We start from the raw sequence: 20,965 nt of genomic DNA on the forward strand, positions 1-20,965 counted from the left end.
GTCAAGCGAGACTGCGCTAGGATCCGCAGCCATGTTCGGTGTGCGAGGCAGGACCGGTGAGCTGGCGTGGTACCGGACCGGCGAGGATGCGGCCGAGGTCGTGTTCCTGCACGGGTTCTCGGACTCGGCGCACTGCTGGGGGCCACTGATCAACGCGATGCCCGGACTGCGCGCGCTCGCGATCGACGCGCGCGGGCACGGTGAGTCCGGGCTGCCGCAGGAGCCGATCCGGTACGACGGCCACCGCGACGACGCCGCCCTCGTGCTGTCGAGCCAGCCCCGGGAGGGCGGTGTCGTCGTGGTCGGGCACTCGATGGGCGCGATGGCGGCCGCCCACCTTGCCGCGTCAAGGCCGGACCTGGTGCGTGCAGTCGTACTGGAGGACCCGCCGACCGGTGCGCCGCCGGCGGACCCGCGCTCCTGGTCCGAACCGCAGTGGCTCGCCGAGCTCCGAGCCCTCGACCTGCCGCAGCGGATCGCGCGCGGCCGAGCCGACAACCCCGCCTGGCCCGACGACGAACTCGAGCCCTGGGCCGTTTCGAAGGCACAAGTCGACCCGCGCTTGTTCGACCTCCCCTTCCAGGAAGCTCCTCCACTGACTGACCTCCTGGCGGCGATCACCTGCCCGGTCCTCCTCATCCACGGCGACACCGACCGCGGCTCCCTGATCGCCACCACCTACGCCGCCCACTGCACCCAGGCAGCAGCCGGCGACTTCCAAGCAGAACACATCACCAACGCCGGCCACTCGGTACGCCGCGACAACCGGCCTCAGTACGTGGCCGCACTCACCGCCTTCCTCGACCGCAACGGCTAGGCGCAGGGTTCTCCGTACGGGATGCCGAAGCCGTTGGTGGACAGGTAGACGCGGCCGTAGATGCGCGGGTCGCCTGTGATTGCCTCGCCGGTGGAGGCGTACTGGTGGTGGTCGTCGTTCACCCGGATCCACGAGGCGCCGCTGTCGTCGGAACGGTAGATGCCGCGGACCCCGGCGACCTTGCCGGACGTGTACGCGGACATCTCCTGTCTCCCCGGCGCGGCCTTGCCGAAGCCGATCACGTACGACTCCTGGATCGTTGTCACGGGCACATATGTCAGCCCGCGATCGGTCGAGCGGAACAGCCCACCGGCCCCGGCCGCCAGCCAGCAGTGGCCGGCGCGGTCCAGCACGGTCTCCAGCTTCCCGGCTCCGGACGGAAGCCCGCCGGCGGTCGCGGTGAAGGTCGCGCCGCCGTTCGAGCTGACGTACGCCTGCCCGGTCGCGGCATCGAAGGCGTAGAACAGGGCCGCATCGACCCGATCGCCCACGACCACTGCGTTGACCGGTAGCCCGGCGACCGCGGTCCAGGTCGCGCCGCGGTCACGGGAGTAGTGCGCGACCGCGTCGCCCGGCGACCACACGATCGTCCGCGCGTCCGTACTCACCGCCACCTTCCCGCTCTGGGTCATCCCGGCCGGCTCGCCGGTGAACGGCCGCCAACTCGCTCCGGCGTCGGTCGAGTACGCGCCCCGCTGGCCCGCGTCCGCATTCGCCAGCCGTACGACGAAACCCGGTGCGAGCGCCGCGTAGTCGAGACTCGGCGAGGTCCCACTGACCGGATTCGCCGCCTGCCCGTCCGGTGGTACGACGTCCAACCGGTCGTGCCGGTACACACCGATGTCGCCGAGCGCGCTGATCAGCGGCGGACCCCACGGCGGACTGATCAGGTCGAGGACGGCGGTCTCCTCGAGCCCCTGCGCCCGGACGGACCAGTGGGTACTGCGCCCCGCCTCCGCCTCGGTCACGTCGTCGGTGCCGAAGATCGTCGCTCCGGTGACGTACAGCACTTTGTCCGAGTCGAACGGATCGATCGAGATGTCCCCGATCATCCAGCCCAGCTTGGGTGTGCCGTGGAAGTCCAGGTACGGCGCTCCGGACGTGTCGAGCACGATCCGCTCGCCGATCGAGTGCCACGTCCGGCCGCCGTCGACCGTGCGGAACACGTCGTCGACCGGACCCCAGCGGCTCATCGTCGACACCATCACGGTCCCGGGCCGCCGGGGGTCCGTCGCGAGCCCGCCGTACCCGAATCCGGCCTCGCCGCCGGTGTTGGGCCGTAGTGGGGTGATGTCGGTCCACTCGCCGGTCGCGGTGTTCAGTGCGTGGACGGCGCCGTCGTACATCTCGTACGGCCCGGGCAGGTCGCCGTACGTGACGTAGATGTTGCCGTCGGCCCCCAGCTCGCCGTGGTGCGGAAGCAGTCCGGTCGGCTGGCCGGCGAGCGGGGACCAGGTCGCACCACCGTCCGTACTGCGATACAGCGGGGCGGCGGGGTCGGATACGCCCGCGTAGATGACGCCGTTGCGCGGGTCGACGAAGACGAAACCGATTCCGATCCCGGGCCTGCCGGTGACCGGGAAGCTGTCCACCCGCGCCCAGGTGACGCCGCGATCGGCGCTGCGCCAGAGGCCGTGGTTGCGGGTGCCGAGCAGGAGCACCCGGCCGTCGCGGGGATCGACCACCAGGCGCTCCCCCATCGACCGGCCAGGCTCGTTGCCGCCGAGCTTGAACGGCAGGTCGGTCCGCTCGAACGTCCGGCCCTGATCGGCCGAGCGCAGAATCGCGCCGTTGATCGGCGACCACTCGTTCGTATAGGTGCCGACGGCGAGATACAGCCGCTGCGGATCGGCCGGGTCGAGCGCGAGGCTCTCGACACCGGTCCAGTTCCACTCGTCCCAGCCGATCCAGTGCAGCAGCTGGACCCAGCGCCGGGTCCGGCCGTCGAACCGCGCCGCACCTCCGATGTCGGTCCGCGCGTAGACCAGGCCGCGCTTCGCCGGGTGATGGATGATGCCGGTCACGAAGCCGCCGCCCACGATCTCGACGTTCCGCCAGCGATACCGTCCGGCTGGCCGCGCGGGGACAGCCGCGGCCGGCGCGCTGCCGGCCGCGACCATCGCCGTACCGGTGCTCAAGGCAAGGAACTGCCGTCGTCCGAGACTCATGTCGTCACCCCTTGACCGCGCCGATGATGACGCCCTTGGTGAAGTGCCGCTGGATGAACGGGTAGACCAGCAGGACCGGAACGATCGCGATCACGACGATCGCCATCTTGATCGCCAGCCCGGGTGCGGGTGCCAGGCCGAAGCCGACGCTCGCGACGCCGCCGGCGCCGGTCGGCAACGGCTGCTGCTGGACGATGTAGGTGCGAAGCACCATCTGCAACGGCCACTTGTTGTTGTCGTTGATGTAGAGCAGCGCGTTGAAGAACGCGTTCCAGTAGCCGACCGCGTAGAACAGGCCGACGACCGCGACGACCGCCTTCGACAACGGCAGCACGATGCGCCGGAGAATGGCGAACTCCCCCGCGCCGTCGATCCGCGCGCTGTCGATCAGTTCACCCGGGATGCCCATGAAGAACGACCGCATCACGATCAGGTTGAACGCCGAGATCGCCGCGGGCAGGATCAACGACGCGTACTGATCGATCAGTCCGAGCGAGTTGACCACGAGGTAGCTCGGGATGATGCCCGGCCCGAACAGGAACGTCAGCAGTACGACGAACAACAGCGGCCGATGGAACAACGACCCCGGCCGGGACAGCCCGTACGCCGCGAGCACGGTGAGCCCGAGGCTGAACGCCGTACCGATCACGGTGATCACCACACTGATCAGCAGCGCGCGGGTGACCACCCCGCCGGAGAGCAACTGCGCGTACGCCGCCAGCGTCAGCTCCCGCGGTACGACGACCAGACCGCCGGCCCGGGTCACCGCCTCGGTGGTGGACAGGCTGGTCACGATCACGACGTACAACGGGAACGCCACCGCGAGCGCGATCAGCGTCAGCACGACCGGTCTGCCCAGCCGGTCGACGATCGTCGGTTCTTCCTCCCACACAGCTCTGGTCGTCATGAGCGCGAATACACCCCCTGCTCACCCACCATGTGGGCGAATCGATTGGCCACCAGCACGAGCACCAGGCCCACGACTCCCTTGAAGAGACCCGCCGCGGCGCCGTAGCCGAAGTCACCGACGAGCAGGCCCTGGTAGTACACGTACGTGTCGAGCACCTCCGCGGCGCTGCCGCCGACGGCGCTGCGCTGCAGGATGAACTGCTCGAACCCGACGGTCAGCGCGTCGCCGAGCCGCAGGATCAGCAGCAGGATGATCACCGGACGCAGCCCCGGCAGCGTGATGTGCCAGAGCCGTCGCCAGCGGCTCGCACCGTCGGCCGCGGCCGCTTCGTAGAGTGCCGTGTTGATGGTCGACAGCGCGGCGAGGAACACGATCATCCCCCAGCCGGCGTCCTTCCAGACGGCCTGCGCGGTGACGAGCAGGATGAACGAGTCGGGTCTGGTCATCAGGTCGACCGCCTGGTGCCCGTTCTCGCGCAGCGTCTGCGCCAGCAGCCCGGCGCCGCCGATCATCTGCTGGAACAGTGACACGACCAGCACCCAGGAGAAGAAGTGCGGTAGGTACACGATGCCCTGGATGACGTTGCGGAGCTTGGCCGACAGCACGCTGTTGAGGATCAGGGCCAGCCCGATCGGGACCGGGAAGAAGAACACGAGCTGCACGGCGGTGATCGAGAGGGTGTTCGCGACCGCCTGCCAGAAGGCCGGCTCTTCGAACATCCGCTGGAAGTTCGCGAAGCCGATGAACTCGCTGCCCCGGATCCCGGCGTACGGCGAGTAGTCCTGGAAGGCGATCACGTTGCCGAGCGTCGGGAAGTAGTGGAACACGCCCAGCAGCACCACGACCGGCAGGACCATCAGCAGCAACGGCCAGTCGCGCCGCAGCCGGTGCCGGAACGCCATCCCTCCCGACCGCGCCGCCCGGACCTCGGCCCGCCGCCGGACCCCGACCCTACCGACCGTTGTCACTGAGAACCTTGGCGTAGAAGTCGCGGCCTTCGTTGCCGCCGTTGTCCTGCCACTGCTTGACGGCGGTCTTCAGCTCGCTGACCGGCCGGCGGCCGCGGAGGATGTCCTGCAGCGCGTCGTCGAACGGCTGGTGCAGCGCCGCCATCTTGGCCGGCTGCTCGACCCGGATCCCGTCGAAGAGATTCTTCTCCCGGACCTTCGCCGCCGCGTTCTGCCACTGGCTCATCGCCTCGACGTACCCGGGGTACTCGCTCTGGGTGATCGCGGTCGGCCGTCCGCCCAGGAAGACGTACGTCTGCGAGACCTCCTTCTGCCCCAGCGCGGTGAGCTTCGGCGCACCGGACGGCTGCTTCGTGTAGTGCTTGCCCTCGGCCCCGTAGGTGTAGGTCTGGTACTCCTCGGTCCCGAACGGCGCCGCCGTGTAGTTCAGCACTCCGAGCAGTTCCTTCACCCGCTCCTCGCCGACGCCCTTCTTCACGAACGTGAAGATGCCGGCCGGCTCACCGCCCCAGGTGATCGGCGCACCGCCGTCGTGAGCGAACGGCGCCACCGGCTGCGGGTTGAACTTCGGGTTGCTCGTCAGCTGCCGCTGGAGCGACTCGTTCCAGCCGCCCAGGCCGTCCTGCCGGATCAGTACCTTTCCGCCCTCGAACAGTGCCTTCTCGTCCGCCGAGTTGCCGACCACGTCCGGATGCACGTAGCCCGACTGGAACAGCCTGCGGACGAACGCCACCGATTCCTCGTACTCCGGCGTCTCGATCTTGTTCACCAGTTTGCCGCTGGAGTCCTTCCGCCAGCCCCCCGGTGCCCCGAACATCCGCGCCATCTCGTCGGCGACCGAGCCGAACGCCCATCGCCCCGCCTTCGCGTCGGTCAGTTGCTTGCCCAGCGCGAGCACGTCCTCGGCGTTCTTCGGCGGCTCCGCGCCGACCTGGTCGAGAAGGTCCTTGCGGTAGAACAGCGCCCACGGGAACCCGTCCGAGGGGAACGGCACCGCCTTGAGCTGCGAGTTCCAGACGCCGTACGCCCAGGCGCGGGTCGGCAGGTTCGCCAGCATCGGGTACGCCGACGCCTTGTCGCCGGCCAGGTGCGGCGTGAGGTCCTCGAACAGCTTGTCCACGGCCTGGCCGAAGCGGGTCAGGCCGGAGATGTTCCAGCCCGGGATGCAGAGCAGCTCCGGAACGTTGCCGGCCGCAAGGATCGGCCCGAGCTTGTCGCCGTAGTCGTTGCCGCTCAGGATGTTGAACTTGACCGGCGCCCCGATCCGCTCGTTGTTCGCCTCGAAGTACGAGTTGCCGACCAGCGGCGGGATCGGGCTCCACAGCGGCGTCATCGCGGTCACTTCGCGGCCGCTCGGCACCATCTTCTCCGGTACGGCGCGCTTCAACTCGCTCGGGTAGCGCGAGAACCCGGGCGAGGCGCCGTTCTCACCGGGCAGGTCCGGCTTCACCGACTCGTACGGGATGTACTTCGGCAGCAGTCCGGACAGCTTGTCCTCCGCCTCGGCGCGGCCGGCCGTGGACGAACCGGACTTGCCGTCCGAGCAACCGGTCAGCGTGACGCCGCCGGCGGTGGCCGCGGCCCCGGCGCCGAGCAGGGAGATGAACGTACGGCGGCTGGTCTGGCCGCCCAGTGGTCCGGTCACGGTGCGCTCCTGGAATCTCGGTGGCCCAGAACTTTCCCGGGCGCTAGAATTAGTTGGGCTGGTAGCCAAACAAATTAACGCAGGCATCCGGGGTCGGCAAGGTGTAGAACTGAAGCCGGAGCCAGCAACGGGGCTGATCGCGACGAGTCGACAGGACGGACCTTGAGCACACAGACCGCGGATCACACCGATATCCGCGCCACCAACCTGGCGGCGGTGCTCGGTCACCTGCGCCGCGAGGCGCCCTGTTCGCGCGCGGCGATCGCCGCGGCAACAGGGCTGAACAAGGCGACCGTGACGAGCATCGTCGGGGACCTGCTCGACCGCCGGCTGGTCCGCGAGACGCAGCAGACGCAGAACCATGTCGGCCGTCCGGCGACGCTGCTCGTGCTCGACGGCTCGGCGTACGCGACGATCGGTCTCGAGGTGAGCGCCCGTGGACTGACCGCCCTCGGCTGCGACACCGCCGGCGAGCAGGTACTGCGGTGGCACCGGGCCGGGCCGGGCATCGACGCGGGCCCGGGGAAGACCATCGCCGCCCTGGCCGCGCTGGCCCGGCGGGCGATCGCGACGGTGCAGTCGTCCGGTCGCCGGGTGCTGGGGATCACGGTCGGTGCGCCGGGCCTGGTGAACCGCGAAGGCACCGTCGTGCTCGCCGCCGGACTCGGATGGCGGGACGTGCCGCTGCAGGCGGAGCTGACGGCCGCGCTGGGCCGGCCGGACATCCCCGTGACGGTCGACAACGACGCCTCGCTGGGCGTGCTGGCCGAGCACCTCTACGGACCCCTGGCCGGTACGCCGAATCTGATCCAGGTCACCGGCGACACCGGGGTCGGCGCGGGCATCATCGCCGACGGCCGGCCGCTGGCCGGGCATCTCGGGTACGTCGGCGAGATCGGTCATCTGCGCCTGCTGCCGGACGGGCCGTTGTGCGGCTGCGGCCGGCGCGGCTGCCTGGAGGCGCTGGCGAGCCTGCCGGCGATCCTGGCCCGGATCGACGATCTGGGCGACGGCGATCCGCAGCTCCAGCTGGAGCAGCTCGTCCGGCGCGCGAACTCCGAGGATCCCGACGTCACCGCGGTGCTGGCCGAAGCCGGCACGCACCTCGGCCACGGGATCGCGGCGTTGGTGAACATCCTCAACCCCGAGGTCGTCCTCCTCGGCGGCGGCTACGCGCTCCTCGCCGACCACCTCGTGCCCGCCGTCGACAAGGCGCTCCGCGACGCCACCATCGCCCCGGACGCCGGGGGCTGCACCGTCGCAGCTTCGGCCTTTCCGCACACCGCTACCCCCCTCGGCGCGACCGCCCACGCCCTGATCCCACTCACCAGGGGCCAGCTACCCGCCTACTGAGGCGGTCCGGGCTCTTGACCTCGCTACGCCCGAGTGCAACCCTCTGTTCACGCCCAGTCGTCGAAGCGCTTCGACGTTCAGCCGATGGAGTCGACCGCCGATGAGTACTCCAGCCACTCCCCCGTTCCGGGACCCGGCCCGCCCGCTCGCCGAGCGGATCACCGACCTGCTCACCCGGCTGACCCCGGACGAGAAGCTCGCCCTGCTGCACCAGTACCAGGCACCGGTCGACCGGCTCGGCCTGGACGCGTTCCGCACCGGTACCGAGGCCCTGCACGGGGTCGCCTGGCTCGGTCCGGCGACCGTGTTCCCGCAGGCGATCGGACTGGCCACCAGCTGGAACCCAGACCTCGTCCGCGCCGTCGGTGACGCGGTCGGCGACGAGGTGCGCGTCTTCCACCGGAAGGATCCGGCCGGTGTCGGCCTGAACGTCTGGGCGCCGGTGGTCAACCCGCTCCGCGACCCGCGCTGGGGCCGCAACGAAGAGGGGTACGCCGAGGACCCCTGGCTGACCGGTGTCGTCGCCACCGCGTACGGACGCGGCCTGGCCGGTGCGCATCCGACGTACCTGAAGACCGCGCCGACGCTCAAGCACTTCCTTGCCTACAACAACGAAACCGACCGGTGCAGGACCTCCAGCAACCTGCCGCCGCGGGTCGTGCACGACTACGAACTGCCGGCGTTCCGCGCCCCGATCGAGTCCGGCGCGGCCGTCGGAGTGATGCCCTCGTACAACCTGGTCAACGGGCGGCCCGCGCATCTCAGCCCGCTCGTCAACGACGCGCTCCGCACCTGGACGACCGACGACCTGCTGGTGGTCAGCGACGCGTACGCGCCGGGCAACCTGTTCGGCCTGCAGCAGTACCACGCCGACGGCCCGACCGCGTACGCCGCCGCGCTCAAGGCCGGTGTCGACAGCTTCACGCAGGACAACACGGACTCCGGCCCGACGATCGGACGGCTCACCGAGGCGCTCGACCGGGGCCTGATCAGCACCGACGACATCGACACCGCGGTACGGCGGGTGCTCGCGATCCGGTTCCGGCTAGGGGAGTTCGATCCGCCGGAGCTCGACCCGTACCGCTCGCTCGCACCGGATCTGGTCAACTGCACCGCGCACCGCCGGCTCGCGCACGACGCGGCCCGGCAGGCGATCGTGCTGCTCAAGCACGAGTCCCAGGTGCTCCCGCTGAACGCGTCGGCCATCAAGCGGATCGCCGTCGTCGGCCCGCTCGCGGGCGTGCTCTCGGCGGACTGGTACGCCGGGACGCTTCCCTACCAGGTCACCGCGCTGGACGGCATCGTCGAGCGGCTCGGCGCGGACCGCGTCGAGTACTGCGAGGGCGTCGACCGGATCGCGCTCCGCGTCGCCGGGTCGCGGTCGTACCTGACGATCGGGCCGGATGCCGTACTGCGCTCCGAGTCGTCGACGGCGGGCGCGGCGCCGGAGGGCTGCGAGTTCGATCTGTTCGACTGGGGTGGTGCCGCCTGGGCCCTGCGGTCGGCGCGGAACGGGCAGCACCTGACCGTCACCGACGACGGCGAGCTCGTCGCCGACCAGCCCGGCCCGAACGGCTGGGAGGTCAAGCAGACCTTCCGGCTGCAGCGGATCGACGGCCAGCTGGTCGTTAACCATCTGCACAGTGGCCGCTACCTGTCCGTCGACGCCGCCGGAGTCGTCAGCCTGGCCGACGAGGGGACGCCGCTCGAGCTCGACGTCCTGGTCGACGGTGCGGCGCGGGCCGCGGAACTGGCCGGGCGCGCGGACGTCGCGATCGTGGTCGTCGGCAACCATCCGCTCGTGAACGGCCGGGAGACCGAGGACCGCGCAAGCCTCGAGCTGCCGGCCGGCCAGGACCGGCTGCTGCGCGAGGTGCGCGAAGCGAACGCGCAGACGGTGCTCGTGCTGAGCAGCAGTTATCCCTTCGCGATCACCTGGGCCCAGGAGCGGTTGCCGGCGATCCTCTGGTCGGCCCACGGCGGCCAGGAGTACGGGCGGGCGCTGGCCGACGTACTGTTCGGCGACACCGATCCCACCGGGCGGCTGACCCAGACCTGGTACCAGTCCGCGGCGGACCTGCCGAGCCTGCTCGACTACGACATCATCGCGACGGACGCGACGTACCTGTACTTCAGAGGGACACCGCTGTACCCGTTCGGCCACGGCCTCAGCTACACGACCTTCGCCTACAGCGACCTGCGGCTCAGCGCCCGGTCGATCGACGCGGACGGCGAGGTCCGGGTCACCTGCACGGTCACGAACACGGGTGATCGGCCCGGCGGGGAAGTCGTCCAGCTGTACACGCACCAGCAACGCTCACGCGTCAAACAACCGCTGCGGCAACTCCGCGGCTTCCGGCGCGTGTCGCTGCTCCCTGGTGAGAGCACCGACGTCGAGCTGACGATCGCCGCGGCCGACCTCGGCTTCTGGGACGTGACCCGGGACCGGCGCTGCGTGGAAACCGCCCGGCACAGCATCCTGGTCGGCCGCTCCTGCAGCGACCTCCGCCTGACCGCAACCCTCGACGTCGTCGGCGAACAGATCCCACCCCGCCACTTCGGCCACCTGGCCGCCACCAGCTTCGACGAGTACTGCGCGATGACCCTGACGACCGCGTCCCGCGACCACGGCGACGCCGTCATCTCGCTGGAACCGCAGTCCTGGCTGGCGTTCCACGACGTCACGATGACCGCCCAGGACAACTGCACGATCACCGCCGGGAACCGCGGCACGACACCGGCGACGATCGAGCTCCGGCTCGACGATCCGCTGCACGGAGAGCTGCTCGGCACGGTGCGAGTCCCACCGGCCGAGCAGCTCACCACGATCACCGGCCCGCTCGTCCCGGTGGCCGGCGTACATACGCTCTATGCGGTCTTCTCCGCAGCCGACGTCGTACTGGAGAGCTTGACCGCTGTCAGGCGGTAGCCATCTCCAGGGCGATGCAGTTCGCGACGTCGACCGGACGTGTGTCGGGCAGCCGGACCACCACGATGCCGTGGGCTTGTTCGAACTCGACCGGGCCGTGGCCGAGCAGCCGGGCGGCGGCCACGGACTCGTGTCCGGCGAGGCTGCGGATCACGGCTCGCCCGTCGTCCGGCCACGCCATCTGGAATGCGTACACGGTGTTGCCGCGGCGGGTGAAGCGGAAGTCGGAACTCGACCAGTTCACGCGGTCCTCGGTGAAGCCGTCGATGACGACGCTCCCCGGCCCTTCCCCGAACACGCGGAACGGCCTCGTGCCGTAGATGCCTTCGCCGCAGGTCTTGGTCCAGGCACCGAGGTCGTCGAGCAGTTGCGAGCACTCGAGGTCGAGCGTGCCGTCCGGTCGTTGCGGCACGTTGAGCAGCAGGTTGCCGTTCTTCGAGACGATGTCGACCAGCATCTCGACGACATGTCCGGCCGACTTGTACACGTCGCGGACGTTGTAGAACCAGTCGCCGACCGAGGTGTCGGTCTGCCACGGCGCCGGCGAGATCGACGGCGTCTGACTGCGCTCGATGTCCAGCACGCCCACCGAACTCACCTCCGGCCGGCGGTCCTTCTGCTGGTACACGGCGCGGTTCGTGCCGTGGATCCGTGCGCTGGTGTTGTACAGCCGCGCCACCGTGTCCAGTCCCGGCGTGTAGTCGACGTCACCGAACGGCAGCGCGCCGTCGGAGTACAGGAGGTCGGGCTGGTACCGGTCGATGATCTCGGTGATCGCGTCGAGCCAGTAGCGGTGGAAGCGGGCATCGTCGCAATACCACGGGTCGGGGACCACGACGTCCTCTGCGGGCAGGTACCCGGCGTTGTCGAGGTACAGGTCGCGATACGCGGGGTCCGAACCGTCGTACGGCACGCCGGCGAACCGGCCGCGCTTGTCGCTGCCCTTGCTGACGGCCAGCCAGCTGAACGCGGCGCCGAGATGCTCGGTGACGCCGAACGGCAGGCCGCGCTCGTCGGCGGCAGCCTTCCACAGCGCCAGGATGTCCTTGCCGGGCCCGACCTTCGTGGAGTTCCAGGGGTTCACGGCCGAGTCGTAGTTGAAGAAGTTGTCGTGGTGCGTCGCCTGCGCCACGAAGTACCGGGCCCCGGCCGCGGCGAACCGATCCATCAACCCCTCCGGGTCGAACCGCTCCGCCTTCCACTGCCGTACGACGTCCTTGTAGCCGACCTCGGACGGGTGCCCGTAGGTGCGCAGGTGGTACCGGTACTGGTCGCTGTCCTCGCGGTACATGTTCCGGGCGTACCAGTCGCCGTACCGCGGGACCGACTGCGGCCCCCAGTGCGACCAGATGCCGAACTTCGCGTCCCGGAACCACTCAGGACACTCGAAGCCGCCCAGCGACTCGAACGTCGCCTCGAAGGGGCCGTCGGTAGCAGCTGCGGGCACGATGGACTCCTGTCGTCGGGGGTGGACCGGTCGGGAGCCTGGCTCAGTCGTTGCGAGCCGGGCGATGCCGATCGGCGAGATACGGAATGGTCTGCGGTCCTTCCGGGAGCACGCAGAGCGTCGCTCCCGGACCGGCGGCCTCGAGCGCCTCCGCGACGGTCGCGGAGATGTCCCGGGTCTGCTCGAGGTGCACCGCCGCCAGCTCGGCGTCGGTCAGGAAGCCGGTGTGCATGACGACCCGGTTCTCCGCCTGGATCCTGGCCTGGATCTGGATCTGCCACTGGTCGGGAACGGTGCCGGGCCGCGCCGCGATGTCCCGCAGCAACGCCTCCGGCGAGTCTGCCGCTTCCAGCGTCGAGCGGTACAGGCCGTGGTCGGGGAAGCCGTCCCGGCATTCGGCGGCACAGACGATCGTCCCGCCGGGGCGGACGACCTGGTACGCGGCCGACATTCCCTTCACGGCCTGGTACAGGTTCTGGTCGAGCGGGAAGCCGGAGTTCGTGGTCACCACGACGTCGAACCGGTCGGGCACCGGCCGCATCGCGATGCGGCGCGCGAAGGCCGCGGCGGCGGCGTGCATGGGCAGCAGGTCGCCGCCGAACGCCGCGACGACGTCCTTGTCCCGATTCAGTACGACGTCCAGCGCGAACGTGACACCGGTCGCGGCCGCGATCGCCCGGACGTCGTCGTGCACCGGGTTCCCCTCGGTGACGCCCCAGGTCGCCGCCGGATCACCGATCCTGGAGGCGTCGTGCAGGACCAGGACGGTGTCCAGGCCCGCCAGTCCGGGAGCCACCAGCTTCGGTCCGCCCGAGAAGCCCGCGAAGAAGTGCGGTTCGACGAATCCGGTCGTGATCCGGACGTCGGCTTGTATCCACTCCCGGTTCAGCCAGACCGGTACGCCGTCACCGTGGGTCCCGCACCAGGCCAGCTGGGCGGAGTCCCGCGCATCGTGGTTCACGATCCGGACGGAGCCCGCGACCTCGGCACCGAACATCTGCCGGAGTTCGGCCTCGGTGTTGCCCCGATGGGTGCCGGTGGCGACCAGGATGACGACGTCCTCCGGGGCGACGATCCCGTCGAGTTCTTCGAGCACGGCCGGAATCATCAGGTGCCGAGGTTGCGGCCGGGTGCCGTCGCAGGCCGAGATCGCCACCGTCTGCCCGGGGCGGACCCGCTCGCGCAGCGGCGGCCCGGCAACCGGGTGGCGCACGGCGGCGCGCAGTACCTCCAGCTGGTCCGCGGCTGCGGCGGTGCGCTCGGGTTCGACCACTGTCGTCCGGGCGGGATCGACCTTGAGCGGCAGCCCGGTCTCGCCGTACGCCAGCAGGATCTCGCTGCTCAACCGCGCACCTCGCTCCCTGGATATTGATCCTATGAATCCTCGGAAGCGTACCGCTCATTGAGGATGCGGCGCCAGGCTCAGGCGGCTATAGATCCTATCTATCCACATGGTGTTAGGGTGACCGCGCCGTGGTGTTCGGGAAGCCGGTGTGATGCCGGCGCGGCCCTCGCCACTGTGATCGGGAGGTTCACCTGCCGTCCCTGCGAAGGGGACCACTGGGCGCATGCGCCTGGGAAGGTCAGGCCGGTGGACGCGGTACCCGTCAGCCAGGAGACCGGCCACGGCGTTGACCCGTCCACGAGGTGCTGGAGGAGCGGTCCGCCCATGGCCGTCGTACGCGTGTTCGCCGCTGTCCTGTCGTTGTCGCTGCTGGCCGGCTGCGGCCCGGCCGCCGAAGCCAGGTCCGGGCCCGGCGCGACCACCGTGAAGAACTGCGGGATCGACGTCACCGTCGACGGTCCGCCGCAGCGCGTGTTCGCGGCGTACCAACCGGCCATCGAGATGGCGCACGCGCTCGGGATCTCCGACCGGCTGGTCGGTACGGCGTACCTCGACGCCGAGGTGCTCCCGGAGTACGCCGGCGCGCAGGCGAAGGCGAAGTACTTCAAGAACCTGCCGAGCCGCGAGGAACTGCTCAGCCTCGAGCCCGACTTCGTGCTGTCCGGGTTCAACGACGTGTTCAGCGCGGCCGGCAGCGACGCGAGTTTCGGCAGCCGGAAGAGCCTCGCCGACCTCGGCGTCCGGACCTGGATCTTCAGCCCGCTGTGCCCGACCGCGGACGGCAAGGGCGACGAGGCGATCGATCCGTCGACGGTCTCGATGGACAACGTGTACGCCGACCTGCGCGAGCTCGGCCGGCTGTTCGGCGTGGAGAAGCGGGCCGAGGAGGTGATCGCGGACCAGCAGCGCCGGATCGCGGCGGTCGAGGCCGCGGTACGGGACGCGCCGCGGCCGACGGTCGCGATCGTCCGGCCCGGGCTCGAGGGCGGCGGCATGACGGTGTCGGGCGGCCCGGACTTCGGCACGGTGCTGATCCGGCAGGCGGGCGGGGTGAATGCGTTCGCCGACCTGACGACGAAGCGGAACGTACAGATCAGCGTCGAGGAGTTCATCAAGCGGGACCCCGACTACGTGCTGATCAGCGGGTGCTGTGACGCGTCGCTGACACCCGCGGCGGCGAAACCCGACGTGGATGAGCTGCTCGCGAATCCGGCGTTCGCGAACCTTACTGCGGTGCGCGAGAAACACGTGATCCCGTGGCTGTTCGCCAATCACTCCGCCGGAGTCCGTGGCGCCCACACCACGGAGAACCTCGGCCGCATCCTGCACCCTGACCTGGTCAGGTGAAGCGTCTCGCGGCCTGCGGAGTCGCGGTGGTCGCCCTGCTTGCCCTGTGCGTGCTGTCGTTGTGCGTCGGCAACGAATGGATCGGACCCGGCGCGGTGTACCGCGCGCTGACGGACTTCGGCGGGAGCGACGTCGATCGGGTGGTCAGGTACCTACGCCTGCCGCGGACCGTCGCCGGGCTGGTCGTCGGCGCCGCGCTCGGCCTGGCCGGCGGGTTGATGCAGGGCGTCACCCGGAACCCGCTCGCGGATCCCGGGATCCTCGGGGTGACCGCGGGCGCGGCGGCCGCTGTCGTCGGCGCCATCGGGCTGCTGGGCGTGCACAGCCTGACCGGGTACGTGTGGTTCGCGATGGGCGGGGCGCTCGTCACGACCGTCGTCGTCTATCTGATCGGTGGTGCGGCGCCGGTCAGGCTCGCCCTGACCGGTGCGGCGATCTCGGCGATGCTCGGCTCGCTGACGTCCGCCGTCACGCTGCTGGATCTCTCGACGCTGAACGAGTACCGGTTCTGGGTGGTCGGGTCGCTGTCGCTCGCGACCGGGCCGATCGTCGCCCAGGCGCTGCCGTTCGTTGCTGTCGGCACCATTCTCGCACTCGTGCTCGGGCAGTCCCTGAATCAACTCGCGCTGGGTGACGAGCTGGCGCAGTCGCTGGGGACGCGGATGATCCTGGTTCGGGTCCTCGCCGGTGCCGCGGTCGTGGTGCTGGCCGGTACGGCGACCGCGATCGCCGGGCCCATCGGCTTCGTCGGCCTCGCCGTACCGCACGTCGCCCGGCGGATCGTCGGGCCGGACTACCGCCGCCTGCTGCCGTGGTCGATGGTGGTCGCGCCGATGGTCCTGCTGCTGGCCGACGTCCTCGGGCGGATCGCCGTACGGCCTGCCGAGCTCCAGGTCGGGATCGTCACCGCGCTGATCGGCGCGCCGGTGTTCATCGCGCTCGTCCGGCGCCAGCGGGTGGCGGAACTGTGAGGGGCCTCGTCGTCGCGACGGTCGCATGGGCGTTGACCTTGACGATCGGCGCGCTCGCGTTGACGCGGGGCGACTACGCCGTGCCGCCGGCCGACGTACTGCGAACCTTGTCCGGCCACGGCACGCTCATCATGTACGACGTCGTGGTGAACAACCGGCTGCCGCGGGTCCTGGTCGGCGCCGGTGTCGGGGCGGCGTTCGCGGTGTCCGGCGCGATCTTCCAGCGGCTCGCGCGCAACCCGTTGGTGAGTCCGGACCTGATCGGTGTCAACGCCGGCGCGGCGTTGGCCGCCGTACTGATGATCACTGTGCTCGGGAGCGGGTGGATCCCGTTCGGTGCGCTGCTCGGGTCGTTGCTTGCGGCAACCAGTGTGTATCTGCTCGCGTATCGCAACGGGCTCTCCGGGCATCGCTTGGTGCTGGTCGGGATCGGCGTGACGGCCGTCATCGGCTCGCTCACGGCGTACCTGCTCACGCTGGCCGACATCTACACCGCGAAGAGTGCGTCGATGTGGCTGGCCGGGAGTCTCGCCGGGCGGACGTGGGTGCACGTCGTACTTGTCGGTGGGACCTTGGCGGTGCTGTTGCCGGCGGCGATCGCGTCGACCCGACAGCTGCGGTTGCTGGAGCTCGGCGACGATCTGGCCCGCGCGCTGGGCGGACGGGTCGAGGTAGCCCGTGCCGTGTTGATCGCGCTGGGTGTCGGCCTCGCGGCGTTCGCTACCGCAGCCGCGGGGCCTGTCGCCTTCGTCGCCCTGATCGCTCCGCAACTGGCCAGACGGCTGGTCGCCGGACAACCAGGGCTGCTCGTCCCGGCCGCCGTCGGAGCGCTGCTCGTGGTCGCCTCGGACCTGGTCGCCCGAACGGTGGTAGCTCCGACCGCGCTCCCCGTCGGCCTGATCACCGCCTTCCTCGGAGCTCCGTATCTATTGGTCCTCCTGATGACCGATCGTGCTGGTCTGTGATCGAACGCGTTCGGATTCTTGTCGCCGCCACTGCCTCCCGACGAGCCTTTCCCTTGTCTCGTCCGCCCGGACGAGCAGCTCGGGACACCTCGCACGGAGGCAGCAGCATGCTTGGGAACATCCGGTGGCGCCGGGCGGCGTCGGTCGCCGTGATCGCCACATCGCTCTGGACAGGCGTGACGTCCGTCGCCGCCTCCGCCCCCGCCTCGGCCGACGAGACCCGTGACTCGGCTCCCGGGCTGACCTTCGGCGACGACGCGAGTCCGTGGAAGGACATCGTCGTCGACGGCGACGACGTGGAGCGCGACGCCGCAGGCAAGGCGTACAACGTCTTCGGCGGCTTCGGGTCGGTCTCCTGCAACAACACGTCGCGGCTGCTGCTCGACTACCGCGAGGAGAACCCGGCGGCGTACTGGCGGATCCTCAACCTGCTGTTCAACCCGCGGACCGGCGCCGGGCTGAACCACCTCAAGGTCGAGCTGGGCTCGGACACCGACACGTCCTCGGGCGCCGAGCCCGCGACGAAGCGCAGTGCGGACGAGCCCGCCAACGTGCTGCGCGGCGCGGGCTTCCGGCTGATCGCGGACGCGAAGACGATCAACCCGCACGTCAAGGTCGAGGCGCTGCGCTGGGGCGAGCCGTCCTGGACCGGCAACCGCCCGGCCGACCGGTACCGCTGGTACAAGGAGACGATCGACGCCGCCTACGACACGTACGGCGTCAAGTTCGACTATGTCAGCCCGGCGCAGAACGAGGTGAACATGAACCACCTCGCCTCCGAGCTCCGCTGGGTCGTCGACTTCGCGCAACGCCTCGAGGCCGACGCCCGGGCCGCCGACGCCCGCTACGACTACTCCAAGATCAAGGTCGTCGCGATGGACTCCTACCGCAACGGCGAGACGGTGTCCGCGGCGATCCTGAACAGTCCCGCGGCGCTCGAGCAGGTCGATGCCATCGGCATCCATTACACGATCGGCGGCGGGGCCAACCTGACCAGGCTCAACAAGGAGCACGGCAAGGAGATCCTGTACTCCGAGGGCGTCGCGCCGATGATCGATCCGGAGTACCGCGTCACCGCCCAGCCGGAACGGGGCGGGATCGGTGGAACCGTCGGCGCTGTCGACATCGCGGACCGGTTCATCAACGCCTACCGGTGGTCCGGGTCCGGGAACAACCCGGCGCACATGACGTCGTTCCTCTTCCAGCCGGCGGTGAGCGCGCTGTACGAGGGCTCGTCGTACTCGCCGAAGCATCTGATCCGTGCCTCCGACCCGTGGTCGGGGTACTACGAGGGCGGTGTCGGGATCACGCTGGTACGGCACTTCATGCAGTTCATCGACGAGGGGTGGGAGTACATCGAGGGCGCCAGCTACGGCGACGGCACGTTCGCCGACGGCGGTACGGCGGTCGACTCGAGTACCCGGACCTACCTGACGCTGCGGGAGCCGGCCAGGACGGCCGACGCGCGACCGGGGACCGACTTCACCCAGGTGCACGCCAACAACACCGGCACGGCGCGATACTTCGAGGTCAAGGTGACCGACCTCGGCACCACCTCGACGACGCCGCTGCATCTGTGGCAGACCAGAGGACCCGACGACACCGCCACCCAGCCGGCCGACGTGAACCACTTCCAGCACCTCGGCTACGTGACGCCGGTGCGTTCGGAGAGCGGCGGCTTCGTGTATCGCATCAAGGTCGAGCCGTACTCGATCCTCACGCTGTCGACGCAGGCCCGCGGCATTCATCGCTCCGCTGTGGAACACACGCCCGGTCAGTACGCGGCGAAGACCGGGAACTCGCCGCTCGGGCTGCCGTACTCCGACGACTTCGAGTACGCCGGCTACCCGACCGAGAACGTCAACGGCGTCGAGATGAGTTACCTGGAGCGGCGCGGCGGAACTCCGCGCTACACCGCGGACCAGAACGGCGCGTTCGAGGTGGTCGGTTCCGGCGACGGTACGCACGGCAACGTCCTCCGGCAACGCATTCACGCGGACAACCGCGGCTACACCTGGAACGTCTGGGGCGACGGTTCGCAGAACCGGCTGTCGACCGCGACGCCGGCGACGATCCTCGGCGACCACACGTGGGCCGACTATCGTGCGGAGGTCGACGTCCGCTTCGACCGTACGGTCCGTGATCCGGCGCTGCCGAACTTCGCCGGGCTGGGCGTCCGCCAGGTCGTCAGCCAGGGATCCGATCTCGCCGCCTACGCGCTGCGGGTGTCCCCCGGCGGCGGCTGGCAACTGCGCAAGCTCGACGCGGTCGTTGCTTCCGGCGCCATTGCCGGCTTCGACCCGGACGCCTGGCACCGGATCTCCCTGCAGGCGAAGCAGAACCAGCTCACCGCGACGGTCGACGGCGCCGAGCTGACGACCTGGACCGACACTGCCCCGAACACCGTGATGGCAGGCCGCATCGCGCTGACGTCGGGCTACTACGAGAACAGCTGGGACAACCTGTCCGTCGTACCTGTCGAAGGCCACGCGTGGCGCTCGGACAAACTGGACGACACGGCCCGCGACCTCGTCTACACCGGCGCAGCCCAGTTCCAGCAATCAGGCTTCGCCAACTACAACCGAACCCTGCACGCCCTCACCACCGGCGCGACCGTCACGGTCCCCTTCCAAGGCACCGGCCTCAACATCTTCGGCGCCACAGCCCGAGCCACGATCGAGCTGTCCATCGACGGCGCCCCCGCCCAACCGATCACCGTAGGCTCCACCGGCCCCCGCCAAACCTCCCACTGGCTCCGCAACCTCCCCCCAGGCCCCCACACCCTGAAGCTCACCGTCCTGTCCGGCACCTACACCATCGACGGCATCGACGTCCTGAAGGAACCCGCCTAGCCCCGGGGTGGGTGACATGATCGGCGTACGTCGAGGTCGTCCGGAGGTGGGGTTGCGTGGCTGAGTTGGGGTCGCTTGCCGAGGTGCGGCGTCGGATCGACGAGGTGGATGAGCAGTTGACCGAGTTGTTGGCGCGGCGGCAGGAGTTGGTGCGGGCTGCTGCGGGGTTCAAGAAGGACGAGGACGCCGTGCGCGCACCGGACCGCGTCGAAACCGTGGTCCAGGCCGCACGAACGCGAGCGTCCGCCGCGGGCCTCTCCCCCGAGGTCGCCGAAGCCGTCTGGCGCGCAATGATCCAAGCCTTCATCGAATACGAACTCGACCGTCTTCGCGCGGACTCGTCAGAAGATCCAGCGTGTCATGGTGTCGAGTAGGCCGCCGTCCCAGGCGATCACCTTGGTGGGTTCGATGCACCAGTACGGCGATCCGGTGCCGGTCCGGTACTTCGTCTGAAACCTGCCGTCGAGCTCGGCCCACTCCTGGCCGGTGAGCTCGTCGTCCTGGATGACCCGGGCCCGGCCTTCGAGCATCACCACCTGCTCGGGCTCGGGCGGGTGGGCCGTCACCCGCGGATCGCGCAGCAGGTTCCGCGCCCAGGCCGCCTGCGGCCGGCCCTCGAAGTGCAGCCGGTTGCCGTACCACAGCCCCCACACCGGTACGGAGTGCGGCCGGCCGTCAGTCGCGATCGTGGTCAGCCAGTAGTGCGTGGCGTTCTCCAGCTGCGCCGAGACGAAGCTCCAGTCCAGCAGCGCGGCTTCGGTCTCGGGCATCGCATATCCGGGCACCTTGCGTGCCGTCGCCGGCGGGGGTGGATCGATTCGCGCGAGCACACCCGTGAGGCTAGGGGAATTCCTGCCGGATCGCCTCCTGCATGCCATTGTGGTTATATAGCTGTGCGGGTATGTTGAGTGCCATGGGCGCACCGTTCGAAGTGTTGGCTGAGCCGCGGCGGCGGGCGATCTTGGATTTGTTGCGGCGGCGGCCGCATCTGGTGGGGGAGCTGACGGATGAGCTCGGGATCAGTCAGCCGGGGGTTTCGAAGCATCTGCGGGTGCTTCGGGAGGCCGGCCTGGTGGGTGTGCGGGTGGATGCGCAGCGGCGGTGGTACGAGCTCGAGGTCGGGCCATTGCGGGAGCTGGACGCCTGGCTGCATCCGTACCGGCAATTGTGGGATCGCGCCCTGGACGACCTCGAAGAACACCTGGACACGATGCCGGACGACGATCCGGCCGACACGGAAGGCTGACG

Annotated in this window: 16 protein-coding genes and 1 riboswitch; of the genes, 9 read left to right on the plus strand and 7 right to left on the minus strand. The window is 69.7% G+C overall.

The window, feature by feature from the left end; translation table 11 throughout:
- Positions 1-31 precede the first annotated feature (31 nt).
- Positions 32-817 (plus strand): alpha/beta hydrolase, encoded by a 786-nt coding sequence (locus ABN611_RS01510; protein WP_350277911.1) that lies wholly within the window; start codon positions 32-34, stop codon positions 815-817.
- Here ABN611_RS01510 and ABN611_RS01515 read toward each other — a convergent pair.
- Genes ABN611_RS01515 through ABN611_RS01530 form a run of 4 tightly spaced genes read right to left on the minus strand, consistent with a single transcriptional unit; the run spans position 814 to position 6,508 of the window.
- Complete coding sequence (locus tag ABN611_RS01515) at positions 814-2,985, minus strand: carbohydrate-binding protein (protein ID WP_350277912.1); 2,172 nt, start codon at positions 2,983-2,985, stop codon at positions 814-816. The genes ABN611_RS01510 and ABN611_RS01515 overlap by 4 nt on opposite strands.
- Before the next feature lie 4 nt (positions 2,986-2,989).
- The gene (locus ABN611_RS01520) at positions 2,990-3,892 is read right to left on the minus strand and encodes a carbohydrate ABC transporter permease (RefSeq protein ID WP_350277913.1); all 903 of its coding nucleotides are present in this window, start codon (positions 3,890-3,892) and stop codon (positions 2,990-2,992) included.
- Positions 3,889-4,863, minus strand: coding sequence for an ABC transporter permease subunit (locus ABN611_RS01525; protein WP_350277914.1), 975 nt, complete (start codon positions 4,861-4,863; stop codon positions 3,889-3,891). Before ABN611_RS01525 ends, ABN611_RS01520 begins: the two co-directional genes overlap by 4 nt.
- Entirely contained in the window at positions 4,847-6,508 is a 1,662-nt protein-coding gene (locus tag ABN611_RS01530) for an extracellular solute-binding protein (RefSeq protein ID WP_350277915.1), read from the minus strand. The genes ABN611_RS01525 and ABN611_RS01530 overlap by 17 nt, the downstream gene beginning before the upstream one ends.
- Before the next feature lie 162 nt (positions 6,509-6,670).
- Here ABN611_RS01530 and ABN611_RS01535 point away from each other — a divergent pair, with 162 nt between their 5' ends.
- Both ABN611_RS01535 and ABN611_RS01540 read left to right on the plus strand, forming a co-directional pair.
- Complete coding sequence (locus ABN611_RS01535; protein WP_350277916.1) at positions 6,671-7,861, plus strand: ROK family transcriptional regulator; 1,191 nt, start codon at positions 6,671-6,673, stop codon at positions 7,859-7,861.
- A 100-nt stretch (positions 7,862-7,961) separates the two neighbouring features.
- Positions 7,962-10,790: a glycoside hydrolase family 3 C-terminal domain-containing protein gene (locus tag ABN611_RS01540; protein WP_350277917.1), complete on the plus strand. Its 2,829-nt coding sequence runs from the start codon at positions 7,962-7,964 to the stop codon at positions 10,788-10,790.
- On the opposite strand, the gene ABN611_RS01545 is transcribed toward ABN611_RS01540, so the two are convergent.
- Both ABN611_RS01545 and larA read right to left on the minus strand, forming a co-directional pair.
- Positions 10,780-12,237: an alpha-L-fucosidase gene (locus ABN611_RS01545; RefSeq protein ID WP_350277918.1), complete on the minus strand. Its 1,458-nt coding sequence runs from the start codon at positions 12,235-12,237 to the stop codon at positions 10,780-10,782. The two genes, ABN611_RS01540 and ABN611_RS01545, sit on opposite strands and share 11 nt — an antisense overlap.
- Positions 12,238-12,280: 43 nt before the next feature.
- On the minus strand, positions 12,281-13,582 hold the full coding sequence (larA, locus tag ABN611_RS01550) for a nickel-dependent lactate racemase (protein ID WP_350277919.1): 1,302 nt from the start codon (positions 13,580-13,582) through the stop codon (positions 12,281-12,283).
- A gap of 90 nt (positions 13,583-13,672) precedes the next feature.
- Positions 13,673-13,880, plus strand: a riboswitch (cobalamin riboswitch).
- A 26-nt stretch (positions 13,881-13,906) separates the two neighbouring features.
- Between larA and ABN611_RS01555 the strand changes: the two genes are divergently transcribed.
- From ABN611_RS01555 to ABN611_RS01575, 5 genes are all read left to right on the plus strand, one after another.
- Positions 13,907-14,929, plus strand: coding sequence for an ABC transporter substrate-binding protein (locus tag ABN611_RS01555; protein ID WP_350277920.1), 1,023 nt, complete (start codon positions 13,907-13,909; stop codon positions 14,927-14,929).
- Positions 14,926-15,900 carry an iron ABC transporter permease gene (locus ABN611_RS01560; protein ID WP_350277921.1) on the plus strand — a complete coding sequence of 325 codons (975 nt, stop codon included), beginning with the start codon at positions 14,926-14,928 and terminating at the stop codon, positions 15,898-15,900. Before ABN611_RS01555 ends, ABN611_RS01560 begins: the two co-directional genes overlap by 4 nt.
- The gene (locus ABN611_RS01565; protein ID WP_350277922.1) at positions 15,897-16,865 is read left to right on the plus strand and encodes an iron chelate uptake ABC transporter family permease subunit; all 969 of its coding nucleotides are present in this window, start codon (positions 15,897-15,899) and stop codon (positions 16,863-16,865) included. The genes ABN611_RS01560 and ABN611_RS01565 overlap by 4 nt, the downstream gene beginning before the upstream one ends.
- Before the next feature lie 107 nt (positions 16,866-16,972).
- Positions 16,973-19,717 carry a hypothetical protein gene (locus ABN611_RS01570; RefSeq protein WP_350277923.1) on the plus strand — a complete coding sequence of 915 codons (2,745 nt, stop codon included), beginning with the start codon at positions 16,973-16,975 and terminating at the stop codon, positions 19,715-19,717.
- A 56-nt stretch (positions 19,718-19,773) separates the two neighbouring features.
- Entirely contained in the window at positions 19,774-20,091 is a 318-nt protein-coding gene (locus ABN611_RS01575) for a chorismate mutase (RefSeq protein WP_350277924.1), read from the plus strand.
- On the opposite strand, the gene ABN611_RS01580 is transcribed toward ABN611_RS01575, so the two are convergent.
- Positions 20,059-20,487: a pyridoxamine 5'-phosphate oxidase family protein gene (locus ABN611_RS01580; RefSeq protein WP_350277925.1), complete on the minus strand. Its 429-nt coding sequence runs from the start codon at positions 20,485-20,487 to the stop codon at positions 20,059-20,061. The two genes, ABN611_RS01575 and ABN611_RS01580, sit on opposite strands and share 33 nt — an antisense overlap.
- A 143-nt stretch (positions 20,488-20,630) precedes the next feature.
- Between ABN611_RS01580 and ABN611_RS01585 the strand changes: the two genes are divergently transcribed.
- Positions 20,631-20,963 carry a metalloregulator ArsR/SmtB family transcription factor gene (locus ABN611_RS01585; protein ID WP_350277926.1) on the plus strand — a complete coding sequence of 111 codons (333 nt, stop codon included), beginning with the start codon at positions 20,631-20,633 and terminating at the stop codon, positions 20,961-20,963.
- Positions 20,964-20,965: the final 2 nt, after the last annotated feature.

Source organism: Kribbella sp. HUAS MG21, assembly GCF_040254265.1.
Lineage (GTDB): Bacteria > Actinomycetota > Actinomycetes > Propionibacteriales > Kribbellaceae > Kribbella.